At 63.7% G+C, this 18,671-nt stretch carries 20 protein-coding genes; 3 read left to right on the top strand and 17 right to left on the bottom strand.

All coding sequences use genetic code 11. The features are described 5' to 3' along the window. Nucleotides 1-281: 281 nt before the first annotated feature. From G6N28_RS15785 to G6N28_RS15740, 10 genes are all read right to left on the bottom strand, one after another. On the bottom strand, nt 282-1,160 hold the full coding sequence (locus G6N28_RS15785; RefSeq protein WP_163901797.1) for a phage major capsid protein: 879 nt from the start codon (nt 1,158-1,160) through the stop codon (nt 282-284). A 113-nt stretch (nt 1,161-1,273) separates the two neighbouring features. Beyond that, on the bottom strand, nt 1,274-1,744 hold the full coding sequence (locus G6N28_RS15780) for a hypothetical protein (protein ID WP_163901795.1): 471 nt from the start codon (nt 1,742-1,744) through the stop codon (nt 1,274-1,276). A 4-nt stretch (nt 1,745-1,748) separates the two neighbouring features. Then, nucleotides 1,749-3,110 (bottom strand): phage portal protein, encoded by a 1,362-nt coding sequence (locus G6N28_RS15775; RefSeq protein WP_163901793.1) that lies wholly within the window; start codon nt 3,108-3,110, stop codon nt 1,749-1,751. Then, entirely contained in the window at nt 3,107-4,579 is a 1,473-nt protein-coding gene (locus G6N28_RS15770) for a terminase TerL endonuclease subunit (protein WP_308207209.1), read from the bottom strand. The genes G6N28_RS15775 and G6N28_RS15770 overlap by 4 nt, the downstream gene beginning before the upstream one ends. Before the next feature lie 272 nt (nt 4,580-4,851). Beyond that, nucleotides 4,852-5,070: an HNH endonuclease gene (locus G6N28_RS27450; protein WP_163901789.1), complete on the bottom strand. Its 219-nt coding sequence runs from the start codon at nt 5,068-5,070 to the stop codon at nt 4,852-4,854. Nucleotides 5,071-6,016: 946 nt separating this feature from the next. Beyond that, nucleotides 6,017-7,075, bottom strand: coding sequence for a DUF3631 domain-containing protein (locus G6N28_RS15760; protein WP_197745789.1), 1,059 nt, complete (start codon nt 7,073-7,075; stop codon nt 6,017-6,019). Nucleotides 7,076-7,266: 191 nt separating this feature from the next. Beyond that, entirely contained in the window at nt 7,267-7,434 is a 168-nt protein-coding gene (locus G6N28_RS15755; protein WP_163901787.1) for a hypothetical protein, read from the bottom strand. 426 nt (nt 7,435-7,860) lie between these two features. Beyond that, nucleotides 7,861-8,058: a helix-turn-helix domain-containing protein gene (locus G6N28_RS15750; RefSeq protein WP_163901785.1), complete on the bottom strand. Its 198-nt coding sequence runs from the start codon at nt 8,056-8,058 to the stop codon at nt 7,861-7,863. Nucleotides 8,059-8,268: 210 nt separating this feature from the next. Continuing rightward, nucleotides 8,269-9,264, bottom strand: coding sequence for a tyrosine-type recombinase/integrase (locus G6N28_RS15745; protein WP_235674585.1), 996 nt, complete (start codon nt 9,262-9,264; stop codon nt 8,269-8,271). A 290-nt stretch (nt 9,265-9,554) separates the two neighbouring features. Beyond that, on the bottom strand, nt 9,555-10,244 hold the full coding sequence (locus G6N28_RS15740; protein WP_163901781.1) for a GAF and ANTAR domain-containing protein: 690 nt from the start codon (nt 10,242-10,244) through the stop codon (nt 9,555-9,557). Between the two features lie 287 nt (nt 10,245-10,531). Between G6N28_RS15740 and G6N28_RS15735 the strand changes: the two genes are divergently transcribed. Further along, nucleotides 10,532-10,981, top strand: coding sequence for an Hsp20/alpha crystallin family protein (locus tag G6N28_RS15735; protein WP_163901779.1), 450 nt, complete (start codon nt 10,532-10,534; stop codon nt 10,979-10,981). A gap of 4 nt (nt 10,982-10,985) precedes the next feature. On the opposite strand, the gene G6N28_RS15730 is transcribed toward G6N28_RS15735, so the two are convergent. Beyond that, nucleotides 10,986-11,582, bottom strand: coding sequence for a GNAT family N-acetyltransferase (locus G6N28_RS15730; RefSeq protein WP_163906299.1), 597 nt, complete (start codon nt 11,580-11,582; stop codon nt 10,986-10,988). Continuing rightward, the gene (locus G6N28_RS15725) at nt 11,579-12,013 is read right to left on the bottom strand and encodes a hypothetical protein (protein WP_163901777.1); all 435 of its coding nucleotides are present in this window, start codon (nt 12,011-12,013) and stop codon (nt 11,579-11,581) included. The genes G6N28_RS15730 and G6N28_RS15725 overlap by 4 nt, the downstream gene beginning before the upstream one ends. A gap of 80 nt (nt 12,014-12,093) precedes the next feature. On the opposite strand from G6N28_RS15725, the gene G6N28_RS15720 reads away from it, so the two are divergent. After that, a complete protein-coding gene (locus G6N28_RS15720; RefSeq protein ID WP_163901775.1) occupies nt 12,094-12,540 on the top strand; it encodes a cupin domain-containing protein in 447 nt (148 codons plus the stop codon). Nucleotides 12,541-12,576: 36 nt separating this feature from the next. Here G6N28_RS15720 and G6N28_RS15715 read toward each other — a convergent pair whose 3' ends face one another. Continuing rightward, on the bottom strand, nt 12,577-12,942 hold the full coding sequence (locus G6N28_RS15715) for an Hsp15 family ribosome-associated heat shock protein (protein WP_163901773.1): 366 nt from the start codon (nt 12,940-12,942) through the stop codon (nt 12,577-12,579). Nucleotides 12,943-13,060: 118 nt separating this feature from the next. Between G6N28_RS15715 and G6N28_RS15710 the strand changes: the two genes are divergently transcribed. Next, nucleotides 13,061-13,720 carry an SDR family oxidoreductase gene (locus tag G6N28_RS15710; RefSeq protein ID WP_163901771.1) on the top strand — a complete coding sequence of 220 codons (660 nt, stop codon included), beginning with the start codon at nt 13,061-13,063 and terminating at the stop codon, nt 13,718-13,720. On the opposite strand, the gene G6N28_RS15705 is transcribed toward G6N28_RS15710, so the two are convergent. From G6N28_RS15705 to G6N28_RS15690, 4 genes are all read right to left on the bottom strand, one after another. Beyond that, nucleotides 13,721-14,497, bottom strand: a complete 777-nt coding sequence (locus G6N28_RS15705; RefSeq protein WP_163901769.1) for a VOC family protein — start codon at nt 14,495-14,497, stop codon at nt 13,721-13,723. Nucleotides 14,498-14,569: 72 nt separating this feature from the next. Next, a complete protein-coding gene (locus G6N28_RS15700; protein WP_163906297.1) occupies nt 14,570-15,466 on the bottom strand; it encodes an amidohydrolase family protein in 897 nt (298 codons plus the stop codon). Nucleotides 15,467-15,474: 8 nt separating this feature from the next. Continuing rightward, nucleotides 15,475-16,911 carry an aldehyde dehydrogenase family protein gene (locus G6N28_RS15695; protein WP_163901767.1) on the bottom strand — a complete coding sequence of 479 codons (1,437 nt, stop codon included), beginning with the start codon at nt 16,909-16,911 and terminating at the stop codon, nt 15,475-15,477. A 28-nt stretch (nt 16,912-16,939) separates the two neighbouring features. Next, nucleotides 16,940-18,652, bottom strand: coding sequence for a thiamine pyrophosphate-binding protein (locus G6N28_RS15690; protein WP_163901765.1), 1,713 nt, complete (start codon nt 18,650-18,652; stop codon nt 16,940-16,942). Between the last annotated feature and the right edge of the window lie 19 nt (nt 18,653-18,671).

Here is an 18,671-nt window from a genome sequence, read left to right as displayed (position 1 = left end):
CTCCGCCACCGACCATCCCGTAAACGATGAACGGTACGAAACCGATTCGGGGCCGTGGGTTTCATCCCGCAAAAGCCCGCTGGGGTTGGACAGCAAGCGGCAGGCTGCGGTCTTTATGACAGCTTCAATATCAGTGTTTGGTATGCCGTCTTCGAAACCGTGCCCGCGCGTGTATGCGCTGGCCATCGCCGTCACCACCGACAGGGCTGCTCCACCCTGTTCGGCAGTAACGGGAGTCCCCAGCAGTGCCCCTAGATCGGAATACGTTGGGGCAGCCATTCTTAGGCCTCGGTCAGCAGCGTGACGGCCTCGTCTTGCAGAAGCGCCACGTCATAGCGGGTCACGACACGGATACCGATGGAATCGTAGTCGCCCCACGTCTGGTCGAGAATCTTGACTTCGGCGTCCACGTCGCGGGCCACCGCCACCTTGGACATGTCTACCAGGGCCACACGGTTCTTCGTCGATACGGCGGGAATGTTGTCGGTGATGATGACAGGCAGGCCGAACAGTTGGAACGCGGTGCCGTTCTGAATGCCGCTGGGGTCAAACAGGTATTGACTGTAGGTGGCGACGCCGTTGGTCTCGTCGGGTACGGCGATCTTCAGCTTGCGCAAGGCGGCAAAGCTGGCAGAGGTCATCACCCAATGTGTCGGGGTGACGTGGTTGCCCTGCGCAGTAGCCATGCCGTCGATCAACGAATCTGCATCAGCCAGATCGAGCGTGCCGGTGGCGATGCCGCTAGCCCGCAAAATGCCCTTAATGGTGTTGGACGTGCCAGCACCGTCCCACAGGGCGGCATCCAGTGCGTTGGCAACATCAGTGACAAGCCGGGTCCGCAGCGTGGCCTCAAGCGCCACAACGCTCTGTCGGGCCATCTCATTGGAGAACCTGACAAGCACCTTCAAGCTCTTGAGCGTGGACGGCAGCAGCGTGACCTCATCGAAAGACACATCACCGTCAGAGATTTGTGCGCCTTCGCCGACGAAGCCCGCGGTCACACCCGAGGCGATACGCGGGATGCGCAACTGCTGATTGGTGTCGAAAATCTGCGGGCCGGCAGCAAGGAACGTCGACATTTGTTCCAGCGGCTGTACCAGAAGATTCGCAACCTGGGATTGAAGCAACGTAGTGTTGCCAGAAGTGACCTCAATGGCCATGAATGAATATCCTTATGAATTAACGAAAGTGGATCTAAGCGTCAGGCTTAGGAATGGGATCGGCGTCAGGCCGGAAAGATCGCGGAAGTACCGGACTTCCTGAATCTATTATCTCACAGACCCTTTAGGGCTTTGAGTAACGAAAAGGCTTCCTCGGGCTTGCCCCGATCACCTTGTCCCACATCACCGGTCACCTTGCGGGCCTTGAGATGAGGTTTAGATTCGGTCAGCGCATCTATCGCCGCCGAAAGGGCATCGTCATCATCAAGTAATTCGGGGTTGTATTCGAGATCGGTGGCGTCGGCCAGCTTCCCGGTTGCGGCGACTTTGGCTGTGAACAGTTGGCGGGATAACTCGTCTACGCGGGTCTCGGCGCTCTTGGCTCGGTCACGGTATCCGGCGGACTCTTTACGAAGCTTCTCGACGTATTCACGAGAGAACGCCGTATCATCCTGCGATTCAGCCGTATTCGACTCTGATGGCGTCTCTGCCGCAATGGGTTCCGCCTCGGGTGTGGTCGCCTCGGGCTCCGTCGTTTCGTCGCCCTGCGTTTGAATGGGGGCGTTATTTGTGGTGTCTGGCAATGGGTTACCTTACTGCGTCGGTGGATTCGAACGTTCTCGTGCGGCTCACGGCCCCGAGATAGGAATAGACTTTGGCGTCTTCGCCAAGCTGCATGTCGTCGCGGCGGGCAGTCTGAATCTCTGCGATCTCATCCGCGGAATAGCCCAGCTTTTTCAGCGCGTAGGTCACCGGAAGAATGTCGGCTTGAACCAACTTGACCACAGCGTCCGCCTCCTGGGCGGTGGAGCGGGTATCGGCGGGACTCCACGACACTTTGACGTCGATCTCTTCGGGGTCCCCGCCATCACGGATAGCCAGCAGTAGTTTCCCTACCCGTTCCCAGCCGGTTCCGTAGAGTAGCTGGTAGGCCTCGCAGCGGGCCACCAGCGCGGCTTCAGAAGCACGCAAGGCGTCGGCGCTCGTCGGCTGAGCCGCAGCGGTCAACTGGCCTAAATAGTGGGCCGGCAAGCCGGTAACCATCATGCACTGCGCAAGAATGACCCTCACCAACGCCTCGAAAGCGGCGAGGTCGGCGGCGCTAAGCTGGGTGAACTTCGTTTCGGGGGACTCTGCGAGCCATACCTTCATCCGGTCCTCAGATAGCGGGTTGACCAGTTCTACGACCGGTTCGCCAGCCTCGATCACCGGGTTGCCCTCGTCATCGAGTACCGGGCGTTCCTCGGGCGATAACCCCGACACGGCGCGGCGGGGAAAAGCGGCGGCCTCAGAAGCACACAGACCGTCGAGTAGAGCCTTATTTAGCCCGTCCTGAAGGCCGCTGACCAGATCAGCTATCGCGCTCGGTTCGTCCTCATGCCCGATCACAGCGACCGGCGGAGTGCCCAACGGATTCTCAACGCTGTCGACAAGATTGAATCCCGCCGAGGCAGCGCCGGGATTGTCGGCGCGGTAGTGGCGGATCTCATCGGGCAGATACAGCCACGCCTCAGTCGTCGTCTTCGTGTAGACCCGTTTACAGGCCGACACCAGTTCACCAGTGATCGGGTCACGCTGCACCACAAGGGTTTGTGGTGATTCAACGGTGGCGGTGGGCCGACCCCGCTGATCGGTCCAGCACAACACGTAGCCGGGACCGTACAGAAGGGCATCACGGTGGACCTGGGCGCTGCGCTGATCGAGATTATTGGAAAGGTACAAATCAAAGGCGTCACCTAGCCCGCACACTCTGAGGCGTTCCTGGATGCTGAGGATGGCGGTGCGGCACACATTGGCGCTCACTCGGTCAAAGTTCTTCAGCGCCACTTTCTGTTCAGCGCTGAGAAACGACAGCGGTGCCTGACCCTCGTAGTAGTTGCGTAACTGGGCGTAGGTGTGCTGTGGTCCGTCCAGGGCTTGAAGGTGGGTGACCAAAATGTCAGGGGTCAAAACGAGTACGCTCTAGCTTTCTTCTTCGGTCTGGTGGCAAGCCACGTGGCGCGCGAGTGCGCCATGACTAAACAGGCTGCAAGGTCGATCTTTTCGGCACTCCTACTACGAGAGACCTTCCCCAGCCGCAAACCCTTATCGGACTCGATGACAGTCGCAGCCATCACATGCCGCGTGAGAGTCTCGTCGCCGCTGTGACTGATCTGCTCGTTAACGATTGCCCGATGTAGGTCCGTCGTTGCAGCGGTCAAGCGACTAGGCGAATGTGGGAACTCGGTGATCGGGATTCCCTCTTGCTGCAAAACCTGCAAGGTGCGGGTCCACCGGAACGGGTCGGCAACAACCTCTTTCACCTTCCATCGCCTACAGGCGTCCCGTATCGCGTCCTCAACCTCCAACACCGGCACCCGCCAGTCGGAGTCACCGGAATTGGCCCACACCCGTATGGTGTCAAAATGCGGGGTCGGACATATAGACCCGACTAGCAGCGCCGTGGTGTCGGATGAGTGCGAACCATCAAGCGCGACAACCACCTCAGCACCGTCAGGGATACCCACACCAGTCGCTAGCCCGTCCCACACGTCAGCCGGGACGAACGGGGCTTCATTCGTCGTGACGACCTGACACAGCCGTTTCCGCCGGTACTCGCCCTCCGTTGTCTGCTTCAACAACGCTGTAGCGCGATCCCTGCTCAACAGATCGTCAAGCTGAGGATTCGCCGCCTCAAGACAGTGGACACAGCTCGCCGGATGATGCTGGAAACCGTCAGCCGAAAACTCGACAAAAGCCATCGTCTTGTCGTCAGGGTTCGCCCGCACAGCATCCCGAATGTCCGTCAGAACAGACGTTTCCCGATTCGGCGGGGTTCCGATGCCCAACGCCATCGCCCCGTCGAGCTTCCCAGCACCTAGCAGCAGTGTTGACCACGTATCCGGATCAATCTCGCCCAACTCGTCCGCTAAGGCCAGAGTCCAAGTACCCAAACCCTCAATACGTTTCGCCTCAGCCGGAAGCGCCATCAGGACCGATCGCTTACCCGTAATCTCGATCCGGTCCCGGTAAACGACAGCTCTCGACGAGAGTTCTTCGTTCAACTCGACCATCTGCATGGCGGGCTTCAACAAACGCAGCGCCATCCGCTCATCCACGGCAACAATCGGGATCTCGTTGCCATCCGGCCCCTCAAAAGCGGAGTACGCTCCGAGCGCCGCGAAAAGCGCCGTCTTGCCAAGGCCCCGGGGCCCCATTATTGCTCCGACAACCGGGCGCGGATCGGGGTCGAGGAACGGGCGCAGCATCTGGATCTGCCAGTCCCGCAACCGGAACGGAGCACCGACGCCATTGCCCTTCGGCACCGTCAGGAACTTCCTGCACCACCTGGCGAACCTGTCAGTCTCCGACTCGCCAGCCTTACTGCGAAACGGCAGCGGCGACGTATCGACCGGACCCTTAGGTCCACGAACAGTCACAAGCCATTCCTTAAGCAGGGGCGGCATTCCCGCAGGTCAATTTCCGAAGCCGCAGGTCACAACACGTAGGGAACCCAATTAACCTGGGAGTGCGCTTGGCGAACGTGTCCGGCCTTTTCGCAGGTCAGGGGCACCCCCCACGTCCAAGTAGCGGTTGTGTTTGCGCAGGTCAGACGGGGTGAAATCCCCGCAACTATGTGACCTGCGGAAACGTGCTGAGCGGTGCAGGAGCACCTTGGCAGCGTCACCGCTGTGACCTGCGGCGATGCGGTTCAGGCCATGCGGGCGCGGCGTGCCTTGCGGGCAGCGATGGCAGCCAACACAGCCTCCCGCTCCTCATCAGTGCAGTGGTCCTGGCGCATCGCGTTGTGCCTGCGACACAAAACCCGACAGTTGAGGGGTTCGTGCGCCAGCTCGGGTGACTCTGTCAGCGGGATGATGTGGTCGACGGTGAGGTCGGTTGTTGCGCCGCAACCTAACTGCTCGCACATCGGGCTTGCCTTGCGTAGCCTTTTGGACAGTCGGTCCCAGCGTGCGTCTCGGTGGCCTCTGGGCTTGATGCGTTTGGGCTGGCAGTCAGAACACCTTGACCCGTTGGGGATTGGCTCTCCACAGCCGATACAGGGCCGTGGCAGGCTCACGCGGCATTCCTCTTTTCTTGCGTGTCAAACCACTGCATGTCGGGGCAAATCGGTAGCCTCGAAATCACCGAAAGTACGTTCGAAAGGAACTAACCCCCAATGATTGGATCAACTTGGGTGGAAACCGAATCCGCCGAAGAAGAGTGCCCTGTCTGCCATAGGCATGACCTGCTGTCCAGGCGAAACGACATGCCGCTATTGCAGTCGAGCGACCCGGTTCCTGGCACCGAGTGGCGTTGTCGGGATCCCGAGTGCTTCGAGATCGTCGGCACCTGGATCAACGGCTGAACCGTTCGGCCCGATGCTTGGATCAACTGAGATCGTCCATACCTGCTATTAGGGCGCTCTCGACCATAGTTCTCAAGTGCTCGAATGATGGCGCATCTAATAGGTAGTTGCGCAGTTCGCCGTCTGCTGACTGGCAGCGGAGTGCATAGATGTTGTGGCCGAGGTAGTGCGTCGACGCTGCGACCAGGTGTCGCATGTCTTCGCGCTTCACAGTGTCGCTGAAGACAGAATTAGACATGGGTGTGCTTCCAGTTCTGTTGGTGGTTCAAGTCGAGGTGCACCACTTCGTGATCGAAGACACACAGCCCGTCACACACGAGCGCGTCCACGTCTTCTTGCGCCGCAGCCGGATTGGTGTAGAGCGTGATGACATGGGGACGTGTGCATCGCGATATGACCGCGAATTGGCCCTCACCGCTTATTGCGGCCTTCGGATACGCGCAGCGCATAAAGGCGTCGTGCTGCTTGTGGTTTCGGTCGCAGCGGTGCAGCCGGTATGTCTTCACGGTCAGAAGCTCGCCGCGTGGTCTCGTGCGGGGTAGCGTCCGCTGTGGGCGAGTTGCTCACCTCTGCTAATCCAAGCGCTACTGCTATCCGAAGCGCTACGGTTTTCACCGGGGCTGACCTGCGGTGTAGCGCTTGTAGCGCTTGTAGCGCTTGTTTGGGGGTGTGGGGGCAGGTGCCGCTCCCACGGGTCCGACAAGTCACATGCGTGGTATCCACGTTTCCCGCGTCGTATCTGACGAGACTTCACGTCATAGTCGCCCAAGGCTTTCGCTAACTTTCGGTCTGTGAGGTCGCGCCACGGTGACTCGGGGAGATCGCGCAGCGCCTCAAGGATGTCAGCGGTGAACATCTCCCTCTTGTCGCCGAACACCTCCCGGAGGTCGCGCAGAAGCCGAACACCCGCGCTCATGGAGTCATCGCCGGAAGTCATCGCAACGGCTGCCTGTCGCGCCGTAGTCGGCCAATGCCCACCCGCTGCGTCGGCAACCATCACCAGGGCTTCCCACACATCGGCCTTGCGGTCAGTGACGGGCATGTTGTCGGGGTAGTCGAATTGGGCTTTGGTTACCCAGGTCTCAAGCTTCTTTGCGAGTTCCCTCGCCTCGTCCGCGTTCAGTCGTTCTCGCCAGGGCTCAACGTGGTCAGTGGGCTTGCGCCGTTTCATACGGATTACCACTGCGCGGTCGGCGACTGTTTCGGGCAGGGTGCCCAAACCCGCGAGGGCTACAGGGCAATACGAACTGAACCGGGTTGCTTTGATCGTCCCGTCAACCCAAGATCCTCTGCCGGCCTCACCGCCACGGCGATGCCCAGAGTTGATAGTTGACCTGAGATCTTCGTTGCCCTTCGCCCGAGGCCCGTAAACAGTGTCGATCTCATCGAGAAGAATTGTCGTTGAAGGGTTATCGGCGATAGCACCAAGGATGAACGCGTTCGATACGTTCGACGCGTGGTGACCCGCTGACACTAGGTGATACGTCACTTCAAGTGCGCGTGTCTTTCCCGACCCCTTCTCCGTAGACATGAATGCTAGGCGCGGGGTGGAGTCCCACGCATCCATGCGGTAAGTGTGTGCGATCCACAGGACATGAGCCACGCGTGCATAGTCTGTGGGGTAGGCGATGAATCGGCCTAGAAAGGCGGACACCTGGTCCAGGGTGGCACACCCCGTAATGTCCGCTACAAGCGCTACGTCCGCTACGCCGCTGGTCACGGGCGTGTTTTCTGTAGCGGATGTGGTTTCTGTAGCGCTCACTTGTGCTTCCCCAACCACGGGCAGGTGTCGTCGTGGATCACCTGGAGGACGCTGACGCCTTCACCCATCGGCACGATGCGCACGTCGTTATCGCAATCGGGGCATTGGTATCCGACTGGAATGGTTTTGCCGCGCACGTTGACCCGGCCAGTCTTGACGCTCATTTCGCGCCGAGTTTTTCCACGAGAAGTGCGCGCACGACGCCTTGCCGGTCGGTCGCCTGCTTGTCGGCGTTTTCCCGCAGCTTGTCGTCAAGCCACGCAGGCAGCCTCATAAAAAGGGTTCTTTCCATTACTGCTCCAGAGGGGTTCAGCTTCAGATTGCTGAACGGAGAAAAGGGAATTCACTATCCCTTGCAAGTTAAGTATATCACAACATTGACGAAAGCTACTCCGTCACTTCGCCTTTGCCGATTCTGCGCAGGCGAAACAAGGTTTGATACAGATCTTCTGTTTCATCGAACGTCAAGACAGTTGGCACGTCAGGGTCGGGGTTCTCAATCGGATCGAGCCACCGCGGCCACACCTCTATGTGCCCATCCTTGAGTTCGCACACTATGACCTTTCCCTGCGCTGTGCGTACCCGTCTCTTCATCGCGACCCACCCCCTACCGGCTGGCCCATCGCCTCGACCGACGCCAACTCGACACGGATGAGTTTCGGCCCAATCCGGCGCGCCTTTAGGCGGCCCTGCGCGATCCATCGGCGGATAGTTCGGGGATCGACGGCGAGCATTTCGGCCGCCTGCGTAATGGTGATGAGCCTCGCGGGCTTGGTGTTTGTGGACATGAGAAACAACGTAAAGGGTGCCCTGGACAGAAAACGCCCTGAATGCCGCGACGCACCAGCACTTTCGGGTCCAGATGCCGACGTAACCGGGTGAACGAGGCTACTCGTGCAGGTCACACCGTTTGTGTAGCGGGGCAGGGCCTCGTGTATTTCGTGCAGTAGGCGAGCCCACCGACCCGAGGAAGTTGTGGTTCGGCGTTGTTGAACGGGTTAGGTGCCTTCCGCAAGTTTCGACAACCGTTCGGCGATCTCGGCGTCCCGCCCCTCCGCGACATGCAAATACCGGGCCGACATCTGTGGTGTGGCGTGCCCCAACCTGTGCATCAGTTCAGCCGTGGTGGCACCCGATTGGGCAGCCCACACAGCACCGCAGTGGCGCAGATCGTGGACCCGCAGGTGAGGTTTCCCGATGGCCGCACGGGCCTTCTCCCAATGGGGTCGGTATCGGTCGGCGCGCAAATGCCCCCCGTCTGCGTCGGGAAAGAGCAGGGAATCACCTGCCCGACCGACATGATTCCGTAGGTGCGCCTTCAACATTGGGCGGAGATGTGGCGGCACGCTCACATCACGGATGCCGCTTTTCGTTTTCGGCGGGCCGACGTGAAACTCCCCCGACCGGTACGTCACCCCCCGCCGAATCATCAGAACGGAACAATCCGCAGCCACGTTCCGCCTGCGCAGCTCGAAAGTCTCCCCATAACGTAATCCGCAAAATGCGGCGAGGAGAACTGAAGCCCGTAGCGGGGCAGGCATTTTCGACGCCAACTTGTCCAACTCGGCCGGCGTCAACACCTCAATGTCTCGTTTCCGTTCCGTGCTCATGGCCGAGCGGATTCGGCATGGGTTCGCGTCTAGGATCTCGTCAGCCACGGCGGTTTGACAGATGGCGTGCAGCAAGGCGTAACAGTGGGCATTACGGGTGGGCCGGTCGCTCAGGTTGGAGTGCCACGTACGGATTTGTGCGGGGGTGAGGGAGGCAAGGCGGACGTGGCCGAGGTCGGGATAAACAAGCCTCTCCAACAGGGACTCGTACAGCCCCCTTGTTCGTGGCCGTAGCGGCTGCCCCTTTACCCGCCGTTCAGCCAGCCATTTCTGGGCGTACGCCTTGAGGGTTACCCCGTCCGAGCGTTCGACCGCCCCCCACGTCCCGAGGTCGATTTTGCGGCGCTCCCCCGCAAGCCAACCTTCGGCATCATGTTCGCTCACGAACGTTCGTGATGCGCGGTGCAGCCTGCCGTCAGGGCCGGAATATGCAGCCGACCATCGTCCCGAGCGTTCCTGACGGATACGTCCGAACCCGCGTCGCTTCCTCGCCATGGCGTTGATTGTTGCACGAGATTTGCACAACATCTATGTCCGGGAGTGTCCGACAGTGTAATATCCTGCCGTGTAGGTGGAAGTGCTGAAACCGCCGGTAGAAGCATAGAAACCGCATGTAGATGAACTAGTCACACTGGGATGACTCGTCAGGTTCGAATCCTGCCGGGGGCACCCCATCAGCTGTTTCGTGTGTCGATCACCCGCTGCGCGACGTCGGCCAGCCGGGTGTTGCTGTCCTGCGAGATCTGTTTGAGCATCTCGAACGCCCGCACGTCGTCGACGCCGTAGCGCTCCATGATGATGCCCTTGGCCTGGCCGATGCGGTCCCTGGTCGACAGCGCCGACTCCAGCTGTTCCCCGTGGCGGCTGGCCAGGATCGCCGCCGCGGCGTGGGCCGCGAGGATCGCGGCGATCGTTTCGTCGTCGGTGTCGAACGCGTTCGGTGTGAAGCTGAACAGGTTCAGGGCACCCGCCGTGCGCTCCGCGGTGTACAGCTTCACCGACAATCCGCTGAGCACCCCGACCGCGACGCACGCCGGCGCGTAGCTGGGCCACCGGTCTTCCTTCCGGAAGTCGTCGGTGCGCACGAGGAGGTCGTCGACAGCCGCCTGCACGCACGGCCCTTCGTTGAACCTCATCTGCAGCTCGTCGAGTTGATGCGGCACCTCGGATGTGCCCGCCAGCGATTCGTACTTCCCGCCCCGACCCACCAGCAGGATGCCCGCCGTGTCGGTGCCCGGGATGAGCTCTCGTGCCGTCGCGGTGACGTCGGACAGTACGTTGGCGACGCTGCGCGGCGCCGCGGATGCGCGCGCCAACTCGGCCATGCGGTGCGCCAGCCCGTGGGCGCTGGAGAGGTCGGTCATTCGTACCGGATTCCCGGGTTGGCTATCCAATACACGAACGTTTGCTTTTCCCAGGTAAGGGCATAGTTCTGACAGGCGGGCGTGGTGGTCGACCATCTCGCCCGCTGAGGTCTCGTCGGTTCAGAACGTAGCCGACGGGGCCGCCTCTCGAGGTTGCCGACGCGCCGAAAATTCCGCCCCGGGACGGGCTAGCACTCCCCATTGGAGAGTGCTAATCTCGCAGGTGCACAGTGATTTAGCCGCCCGCCAGGGTGGCGGGCTCTGTCGAGACGAGGAGGTGAATTGCTGTGCTTCGTTTTGATCCGTTCAGCGAACTCGATGCTCTGACCCGGGGCCTGCTCACCAGCCAGACCGGATCAAGTCGTTCTCCTCGGTTCATGCCGATGGACCTCTGCAAGATCGACGATCACTATTTGCTGACGGCCGACCTGCCCGGTGTTGACCCCGGCTCGGTGGACGTCAACGTCGACAACGGCATGCTGACGATCTCTGCGCACCGCACCGCCCGCTCCGAGGACGGCGCGCAATGGCTCACCAGCGAGAGGTTCTTCGGCACCTACCGCAGGCAGCTGGCGCTGGGCGAAGGTATCGACACCGACGCCATTTCGGCCACCTACGAGAACGGGGTGCTGTCCGTGACCATCCCGCTGGCCGAACGGGCCAAGCCGCGCAAGATCGAGGTCGCCCACAGCTCGACACCCAAGTCGATCGAGGCGACCACGGTCGAATCCGGGTAGCCGCTCAGCCGTTGCGGTCCAGCCTGAATTTCAGGCTGGACCGCACCGCGGGCCACTCGATGTCCAGAATCGAGTACACGACCGTGTCGCGACGTGAGCCGTCGGCCGAGAGCTGATGGCTGCGCAACACGCCGTCGAGCTTGGCGCCCAGTCGTTCGATCGCGGCGCGGCTGGCAAAGTTGAAGAAGTGGGTGCGGAATTCCACTGCGACACAACCCAGCCGGTCGAAAGCGTGGCCGAGCATCAACAGCTTGGTCTCGGAGTTGACGCCGCTGCGGCGCGCGGACTCGACATACCAGGTGTTGCCGATCTCCAGGCGTCGGTTGGGCGGGTCAACGCTCATGTAGCTCGACGAGCCCACGAGCGTGCCGTCGAGGCGGCGCACCACGAACGTCAGGCCCTGGTCGGGATACTGCACGGCCAGCCTGTTGTCCACCCACTGCGCGACGGCCTCCGGCGCGGGTGCCGCGGTGAACCACAGCCGGCCCAGTTCACCGTCGGCCGCCGCCGCGGTGATCTCCGGGATGTGTTCGCGGCTAAGCGGTTCGAGCTTCACCCACCGCCGCCCGCTCATCGTCACCGGCTCGACGAAGCCGGTCATGCCCGGTTCGTCGCCGACCAGGCGACCACCATCGCCCACACCGACAAGATCACCGCGACGACGGCGACCGCGCCGCCCACGAACAAGCCATAGCCCGCGGCCACCGGCGGGTACACGTAGAGCCGGTAGTACCACACCGTCATCACCACCACGAGCACCGAAATCGCCAACGCCGCCGACGATGCCAGCCGGCCCGACAGCCCGCGCCCGGCCATCGCACCCGCGACGATCAACGCCGCGCCCAGCAACACGATCAACTGACCCACGCCGAATCCGGGCGGTGGCACCGGCAACTCACCGACGACGACACCGCCGATCGCGTTGGCGCGCCCGCCGCCATCGGCGGAGGTGGTCAGCCACGGCAGCCAGGCACTCACCACGACGATCGCCGCGCACAGCGCCACCAACCAGCCGGGGCGCACGCGGGACATGGCTTGAGCCTATCCGGTGTGTGCCCCGCCGCTCCGCTCTCTAAGGTGAAGTGTCCGACACTGAAAGCGCGGGTGGTGAAATGACCGAACTTCCCGACTGGGCGCGGCGCCTCGAGCTGTCCCCCCACCCCGAGGGCGGCTGGTTTCGGGAAACCTGGCGCAGCGAATTGACCGTGCCGCAATCGGCGCTGCCACCCGACTACACCGGCCCGCGCAGCGCCGGTACGGCAATCCTGTTCCTGCTCATGCCCGGCCAGCAGTCGGCGTGGCACACCGTGCGCAGCGCGGAGCTGTGGCTCTACCACTGCGGCAGCCCGCTACTTCTCGAGGTCGGCGCCCAACAAGACAGCGCCACAACACATCTGCTCGGGGCAGACATCCTGGCGGGCCAACAACCGCAGTTCGTCGTGCCACCCGGCCACTGGCAGCGGGCCCGGCCCCGCGACGACGAGCCGACGCTCGTCAGCTGCGTGGTGATACCGGGATTCGACTTCGCCGACTTTGAGCTGGCCGCGCCTGGCGACTGAACCAGATCTCCGGGTCGAACTGGCGGCCAATGACTTTCACGGTCGGATGCCGCGCAACTTGTCCAACATCCGACGGTCCCGCTTGGTCGGGCGACCCGCACCGCGGTCACGGACGGCGACCGGGACCGCCTGCACGGGCGGGGGCTTGGGGGTTCGGTCGAGATAGCACGTCACCGCGTCGGCGGCACCCACCCGCTTGTGGATGACGCGCAACACCTCCACGACGCGCGTGACCTCACCGACCCGGGCCCGCACCTCGTCGCCGGGCGACACCAGGGTGGCCGGCTTCGCGGGCCGACCGTTGACCCGCACCCGCCCTCCCCGGCACGCCGCGGCGGCGTCCGGTCGGGTCTTGGCGAGGCGGACCGACCACAGCCACCGGTCCACGCGCGTCGACTCCACGCGTTCATGATGCCGGGCACGTCAACCTTATTGTGACCTTACCTTGGCCTTATTTTTCTTAAAATTTGGTGTACGGTGTTCCTCAGCTGACGGATAGCCGCAACAGAAGGGATCCGACATGCACAAGGAATCCGCTGAACGGATCGTCCTGGTCACCGGTGGTTCACGAGGCGTGGGCGCGGAATCCGCACAGCGGCTCGCCGGCCCCGACACGCACGTCGTCGTGCACTACCGAAACGCAGCCCAGCGCGCACAAGCCGTCGTCGACGCCATCACCGACGCAGGCGGCCGCGCATCCAGCCTGCGCGCCGATATCGCCGACGAGGCCGAGAGCGCGGCCATGGTCGAGACCATCGCCGAGCGCTTCGGGCGGCTGGACGCCGTGGTCCTCAACGCCTCAGTGCACCTCGAGCCGGGCACGCACGCGGGTCACGCGATGCGGATCAACCGCGAGGCCCAGCGGCGTCTCGTGGTGATGGGCCTGCCGCTGATCCGGTCGGGCGGACGCATCGTGTTCGTCACCAACCACCAGGCCCACTTCTACCCGCTCAAGGCGGTGCCGAAAGGGCAGACCGCCCTCGCGGCGGGCAGGTGGGCGGGCGAGACCACGCTGTACGCGATGCGGTCGGAATTCCACCGCGCCGGTGTGCATTTCACGGTGGTGTCCGGCGACACCGTCGACGCGTCGTTCGCCGATGCGGTCGTCAACGCCGTCAACACCGCCACCCCGACCGGCATGGTGTATGTCGGCGGGCCCGAACACCGCATGATCGCCTAGCTACACCGACGACAGGTTGAAGCCGGCGCCGGTGGCGTCGGCGACGGCCGCCAACCGGCCGTACGGCGTGTCCTCGGCAGCGCGGATGACGCTGCCCCCGTTGTCGACGATCAGCTGCACCGTCTTGTCGACGTCGTCGGCGCCGAGGAAGAAGGACCAGGTCGACGGCACCCCCTCATCGAGGTGGCCCGAGCCGTCCATCACGCCGAGCAGAGCTTCACCGTCGAACGACGCTGTGGCGTACCGGAATTCATCGGTGTCGGACACCGTGTCGGTCTGCCAGCCGAACACGTCGCGGTAGAAGTCCAGCGCCTTGCGGTAGTCGCGGGTGGTGAGCTGGTGATAGACCGGCGCGCCGTCCTCGTTGATCACTTCGAAGCCGCGGTGCCCGGTCGGCTGCCACAGCCCGAACATCGCGCCGACGGGGTCGCTGAGCATGCCCATCCAGCCCTTGTCCTTGATCTCCATCGGCTCCACCGGTTCCATGCACGTGATGGCGCCGGCGGCGACGGCGCTGTTCAGCGTCGCCTTTATGTCGGCGGTGTGGAAGTAGATCGTCCAGCCGTCGGGGCTGTTCCACTGTGGATCGTTGTGCATCAGCCCCGCGACGGGCCTGCCGTCCTTGAGCGCGGTGACGTAGCCGCCGTATTCCGGGCCCGCGGACTCGAACGTCCAACCGAACACCGCGCCGTAGAACTGCTTCGAGCGCTCGAGGTCGGAGCTGGCGAGGTCGATCCAGGTCGGTGCGCCGACGGGGGCGGCAGTGCGAACGGGCACGATGGTCTCCTTCGGGATCAGGTGGGTCGATCACCCGTGCAGACCACCGCCGGCGGAAAAACTCATCGCGGTTTACGAACTGATCCCGAGGACCCGCAGCGCGTTCTCCTTGTAGACCAGCGGCACCACCGCCGCGTCGATGTCGAGCGCCTCGAAGTCGCGGCGCCACCGGTCCAGCTGAATGTACGGAAAGTCGGTGCCGAACAACGCCTTTGTCCGCAGCTGCCGGCCCAGGGCGTGCACCAGCTGGGGCGGAAAGTACTTCGGGCTCCACCCCGACAGGTCGAGGTACACGTTCGCCTTGTGCGCGGCGATCGCGATCTGCGAGTCCACCCACGGCACCGCCGGGTGGGCCATCACGATCGTCAGCTCCGGGAAATCGGCGGCGACGTCGTCGAGCAACATCGGGTCGGAGTAGCGCAGTTTGACCCGGCCCCCGCCCGGCAGCCCCGAGCCCATGCCCGTCTGCCCGGTGTGGAACAGCGCGGGCACACCCGCCTCGGTGATCGCCTCATAGATCGGGTAGAACCGGCGGTCGTTGGGCTCGAAGGCCTGCATGCTCGGGTGGAACTTGAAGCCCCTGACGCCGTACTCGCCGACGAGCTCGCGCACCCGGTGCACCGCGGCGCGGCCCTGCCACGGATCGACGCTGCCGAACGGGATCAACACATCGCGGTTGCGCACCGCCCCCGCGACGAGGTCCTCTATCGAGTTGGGCACATGGCGCATACCGGTGCGCGCGTCGATGGTGAACACCACCGCCGCGGTGTTGTGCTGCCGGTACAGCTCGGCGACGGCGTCGACGCTCGACAGCTGACCGGGCGACCGCTTGAAGTACTTCGCGGTCGCCTCGATCAGCTCGTCGGTGTAGGCCTTGTGGCCGTGGCAGTCGACCTCGACGTGGGTGTGGATGTCGATCGCGTCGATGCGATCGAAATCGACCCCGTATTCGTACTTTTCGCTCACGATGGCGCCGTCTACCCGGCCGCGGCCTCCGGCGCGTAGTTCATCGTCGACTTCGTCTCCAGATACTCCTCGAAGCCGAACTGACCCCACTCGCGGCCGTTGCCGCTGCGCTTGTATCCGCCGAACGGCGCGGTCATGTCGAAGCCGTGGTTGATCGCCACCGAACCGGCGCGAATCCGGCGGGCCACCGAGCGCGCCTGGTCCAGGTCGGCACCAGAGACGTAGCCGGCCAGCCCGTAGTCGGTGTCGTTGGCGATCTCGAGGGCCTGGTCGAGGTCGTCGTAGCCGATGATGCACAGCACCGGCCCGAAGATCTCCTCGCGGGCGATGGTCATGTCGTTGCGGACGTTGGCGAACACCGTCGGCTTGACGTAGTAGCCGGTGTCCAGGCCGTCGGGACGCCCGGGGCCGCCGATGACCAGCGTCGCGCCCTCGTCGATGCCCTTCTGCAGCAGCCCCTGGATCTTGTCGAACTGCGCCTTGGACGCCACCGGCCCCAGCGCCCTGGGATCGTTCGGATCGCCGACCTTCACCGCGGCCGCGGTCTCCTTGGCCACCGCGATGGCCTCGTCCATGCGCGAGTTCGGCACCAGCATGCGCGACGGCGCGTTGCAGCTTTGCCCGCTGTTGACCATCATCACCGACGTGCCAGCGGCCACGCTCTTGGCGAAGTCGTCGTCGTCGAGCACGATGTTGGGGCTCTTGCCGCCGAGTTCCTGCGTCACCCGCTTCACCGTCGCGGCCGCGTTGCGGGCGACGTCGATGCCGGCGCGGGTGGACCCGGTGAAGGACACCATGTCGATGTCGGGGTGGTTGGACAGCGCGGCGCCGACGCCGGGTCCGTCGCCGTAGACGAGGTTGTATACGCCGGCGGGAACACCTGCGGCGTCGATGATCTCGGTGAAGATCTGCGCGGAGTACGGCGCCACCTCCGACGGCTTGAGCACCATCGTGCAGCCCGTCGCCAGTGCCGGGAAAACCTTGCAGGCGATCTGGTTGATCGGCCAGTTCCACGGCGTGATCAGGCCGCAGACCCCGATCGGCTCCTTGACCACCAGCGTGGAACCGAGCTGCTCTTCGAACGCGAAGTTCTTCAGCACGTCGATGGCCGTCGACAGGTGGCCCATCCCCAGCGCCACCTGCGGCCCCGCCGCCAGGGACGCGGGCGCGCCCATCTCCTCGCTGACCGCGTCGGCCAGATCATCGGAGCGCTTCTGATACTCCGCCAGGATCGTCTGCAACAGGTCGAGCCGTTCCTCCCGGCTGGACTGTGACCAGGTGGCGAACGCCTTGCGCGCCGCCTGCACGGCCACGTCGACGTCGGCGGCGGAACCGAGCGCGATCCGGCCGGAGACTTCCTCGGTGGTCGGGTTGTCGACGTCGAGGGTGTTGGGCCGGACCGGGTCGACCCACTTGCCGTCGATGTAGAACTTCAGATACTCACGCATGGCTCTACCTTCTCTACTAGATCCGTGCCTACTGTGTGCCTTCTGCATACCAGGTTCGGAAGCGGTCGTACTTGGGCATCTCCTCGGAGTTGGCCTTCGGGTCGATGCAGACGTGCACGACGCCGACCTTGCCGCTGGCGTAGGCCCGGGCGATGGCCGGTGCGAGCTCGTCGTCCTTCTCGACGTATTCGCCGTGGCAGCCGAAGCCCTCGGCGATCTTGTCCATCCGCACGTCCTTGCTCCAGTGCACGCCCGGCTGCGGCGACGGCTGCGGGAAGGTCCGCTTGTAGACGCCCACCTCCAGGCCCCACTGGTGGTCCACACCGACCACGCACACCAGCGGCACCCCTTCCCGTGCGGCGGTCTCGAGTTCGGCGATGTGGAACAGGAACGAAGAATCGCTTGTCAGCAACATCACCGGACGCTTGCGACCCTCGGCGATCGAGGCGCCGACCGCATACGGCAGTCCGGTGCCCAGATGCCCGAAGTTCTGGTTCCAGATCACGTCGCGCGGCTTGGACTGCGAATAGGTCCACTGGAAGATCACGGTCGCGCCGCCGTCGCGCACCATGATGCCGTCCTCGAGTTCGTTGAACGCCTTGGTGGCTTCGACGACGAACCGCGCCGGATGAATCGGCGTGCGCCCCGACGGCGCGTTCTCGGCGAGTTGGGCAAGCTCTTCGGCGTCGGCCTTGACCAGCTTGTCGAGGTTGGCCGACGGTTCGCGCGGGGTGTCGCGCAGCGCCTCGACAAGCTGCGGCACGACGCCGCGCAGATCACCGACCAGCGGCACATCGAACGAGCGGTTGACGCCAATGGCCGCCGGGTCCTGCTCGACGTACACCCATTTGCGGTTGGCGTCGTTGCCGGCCCAGTGCTGGGTGCGGCCGTAGTGCATGGGCTCGCCGAGTTCGGTTCCCAGCGCGACACACAGGTCGGATTCCTCGACCGCCTCGTTGGCGGCCGGGGAGAACAGGTAGGGGAAGGTCCGGTCCTGCAGCCCCGGGATGTACGAGGTGCCTCCGGAGGTCTGGATGACCGGGCACGCCATCAGCTCGGCCAACTCCTTGACCTCCTGCTGGGTGCGCGACGTGTGTACGCCGTGGCCGACGAGCAGGATCGGGCTCTTCGCCTCGCGGATCAGCTTCACCGCCTCGGCCACCTCACGCGCCCCGGCCCCCTGGTTGACGAGGCGGTACCGGTTGGGCGGCGGGGCGTCTGCGACGTCGAGCTCTTCGAGGATCACATGCGAGGGGAATTCGATGTAGCTGGGTCCGGGTGTGCCCGACATCGAGCGCCGGATCGCCTCGTGGATGATCTCGTCGGTCTGGTCGGCGTACTCGATCGAACTGCTGTACTTGACCGACGCCTCGAAAAGCGGTTCCTGCTGCACGAATTGGATACGGCCGCGCCGAACGCGCCGCTCGGTGATGCGCGCGCGCTGCCCGCCGAGGAAGATCACCGGCGAGTTCTCGACCAGCGCGCACTGGATCGCCCCCGCGATGTTGGCCATGCCCGGCCCGAGGGTGCCGATGCACAGTCCCGGCTTGCCGGTCATCCGCGAGGCCGCCTCGGCCATGAACCCCGCGCTGAGCTCGTGGTGCGGCGCGACCACCGACCACCCGCGGGCGTCGGCCTCGGCGAACATGTGCACGAAATTGGGGTCCGGGATGCCGAACAGGGTGTTCACCCCCTCGGCCTCGAAGAGGTCGAGAATGCGCTTGTAGACCGGTACGCCCATGTGAAACTCCTTGATTGCG

This window comes from Mycolicibacterium pulveris (assembly GCF_010725725.1).
Lineage (GTDB): Bacteria > Actinomycetota > Actinomycetes > Mycobacteriales > Mycobacteriaceae > Mycobacterium > Mycobacterium pulveris.
This window is presented reverse-complemented; position numbering and strand designations above follow the sequence as displayed.

Coding starts and splice junctions, on each gene's coding strand:
- G6N28_RS15785 (WP_163901797.1), bottom strand. CDS start 1,160: ATGGCCATTGAGGTCACTTCTGGCAACACTACGTTGCTTCAATCCCAG.
- G6N28_RS27450 (WP_163901789.1), bottom strand. CDS start 5,070: ATGTGCGAGCAGTTAGGTTGCGGCGCAACAACCGACCTCACCGTCGAC.
- G6N28_RS15760 (WP_197745789.1), bottom strand. CDS start 7,075: ATGGATGCGTGGGACTCCACCCCGCGCCTAGCATTCATGTCTACGGAG.
- G6N28_RS15755 (WP_163901787.1), bottom strand. CDS start 7,434: ATGAGCGTCAAGACTGGCCGGGTCAACGTGCGCGGCAAAACCATTCCA.
- G6N28_RS15750 (WP_163901785.1), bottom strand. CDS start 8,058: ATGTCCACAAACACCAAGCCCGCGAGGCTCATCACCATTACGCAGGCG.
- G6N28_RS15740 (WP_163901781.1), bottom strand. CDS start 10,244: ATGACCGACCTCTCCAGCGCCCACGGGCTGGCGCACCGCATGGCCGAG.
- G6N28_RS15730 (WP_163906299.1), bottom strand. CDS start 11,582: ATGACCGGCTTCGTCGAGCCGGTGACGATGAGCGGGCGGCGGTGGGTG.
- G6N28_RS15725 (WP_163901777.1), bottom strand. CDS start 12,013: ATGTCCCGCGTGCGCCCCGGCTGGTTGGTGGCGCTGTGCGCGGCGATC.
- G6N28_RS15720 (WP_163901775.1), top strand. CDS start 12,094: ATGACCGAACTTCCCGACTGGGCGCGGCGCCTCGAGCTGTCCCCCCAC.
- G6N28_RS15710 (WP_163901771.1), top strand. CDS start 13,061: ATGCACAAGGAATCCGCTGAACGGATCGTCCTGGTCACCGGTGGTTCA.
- G6N28_RS15695 (WP_163901767.1), bottom strand. CDS start 16,911: ATGCGTGAGTATCTGAAGTTCTACATCGACGGCAAGTGGGTCGACCCG.
- G6N28_RS15690 (WP_163901765.1), bottom strand. CDS start 18,652: ATGGGCGTACCGGTCTACAAGCGCATTCTCGACCTCTTCGAGGCCGAG.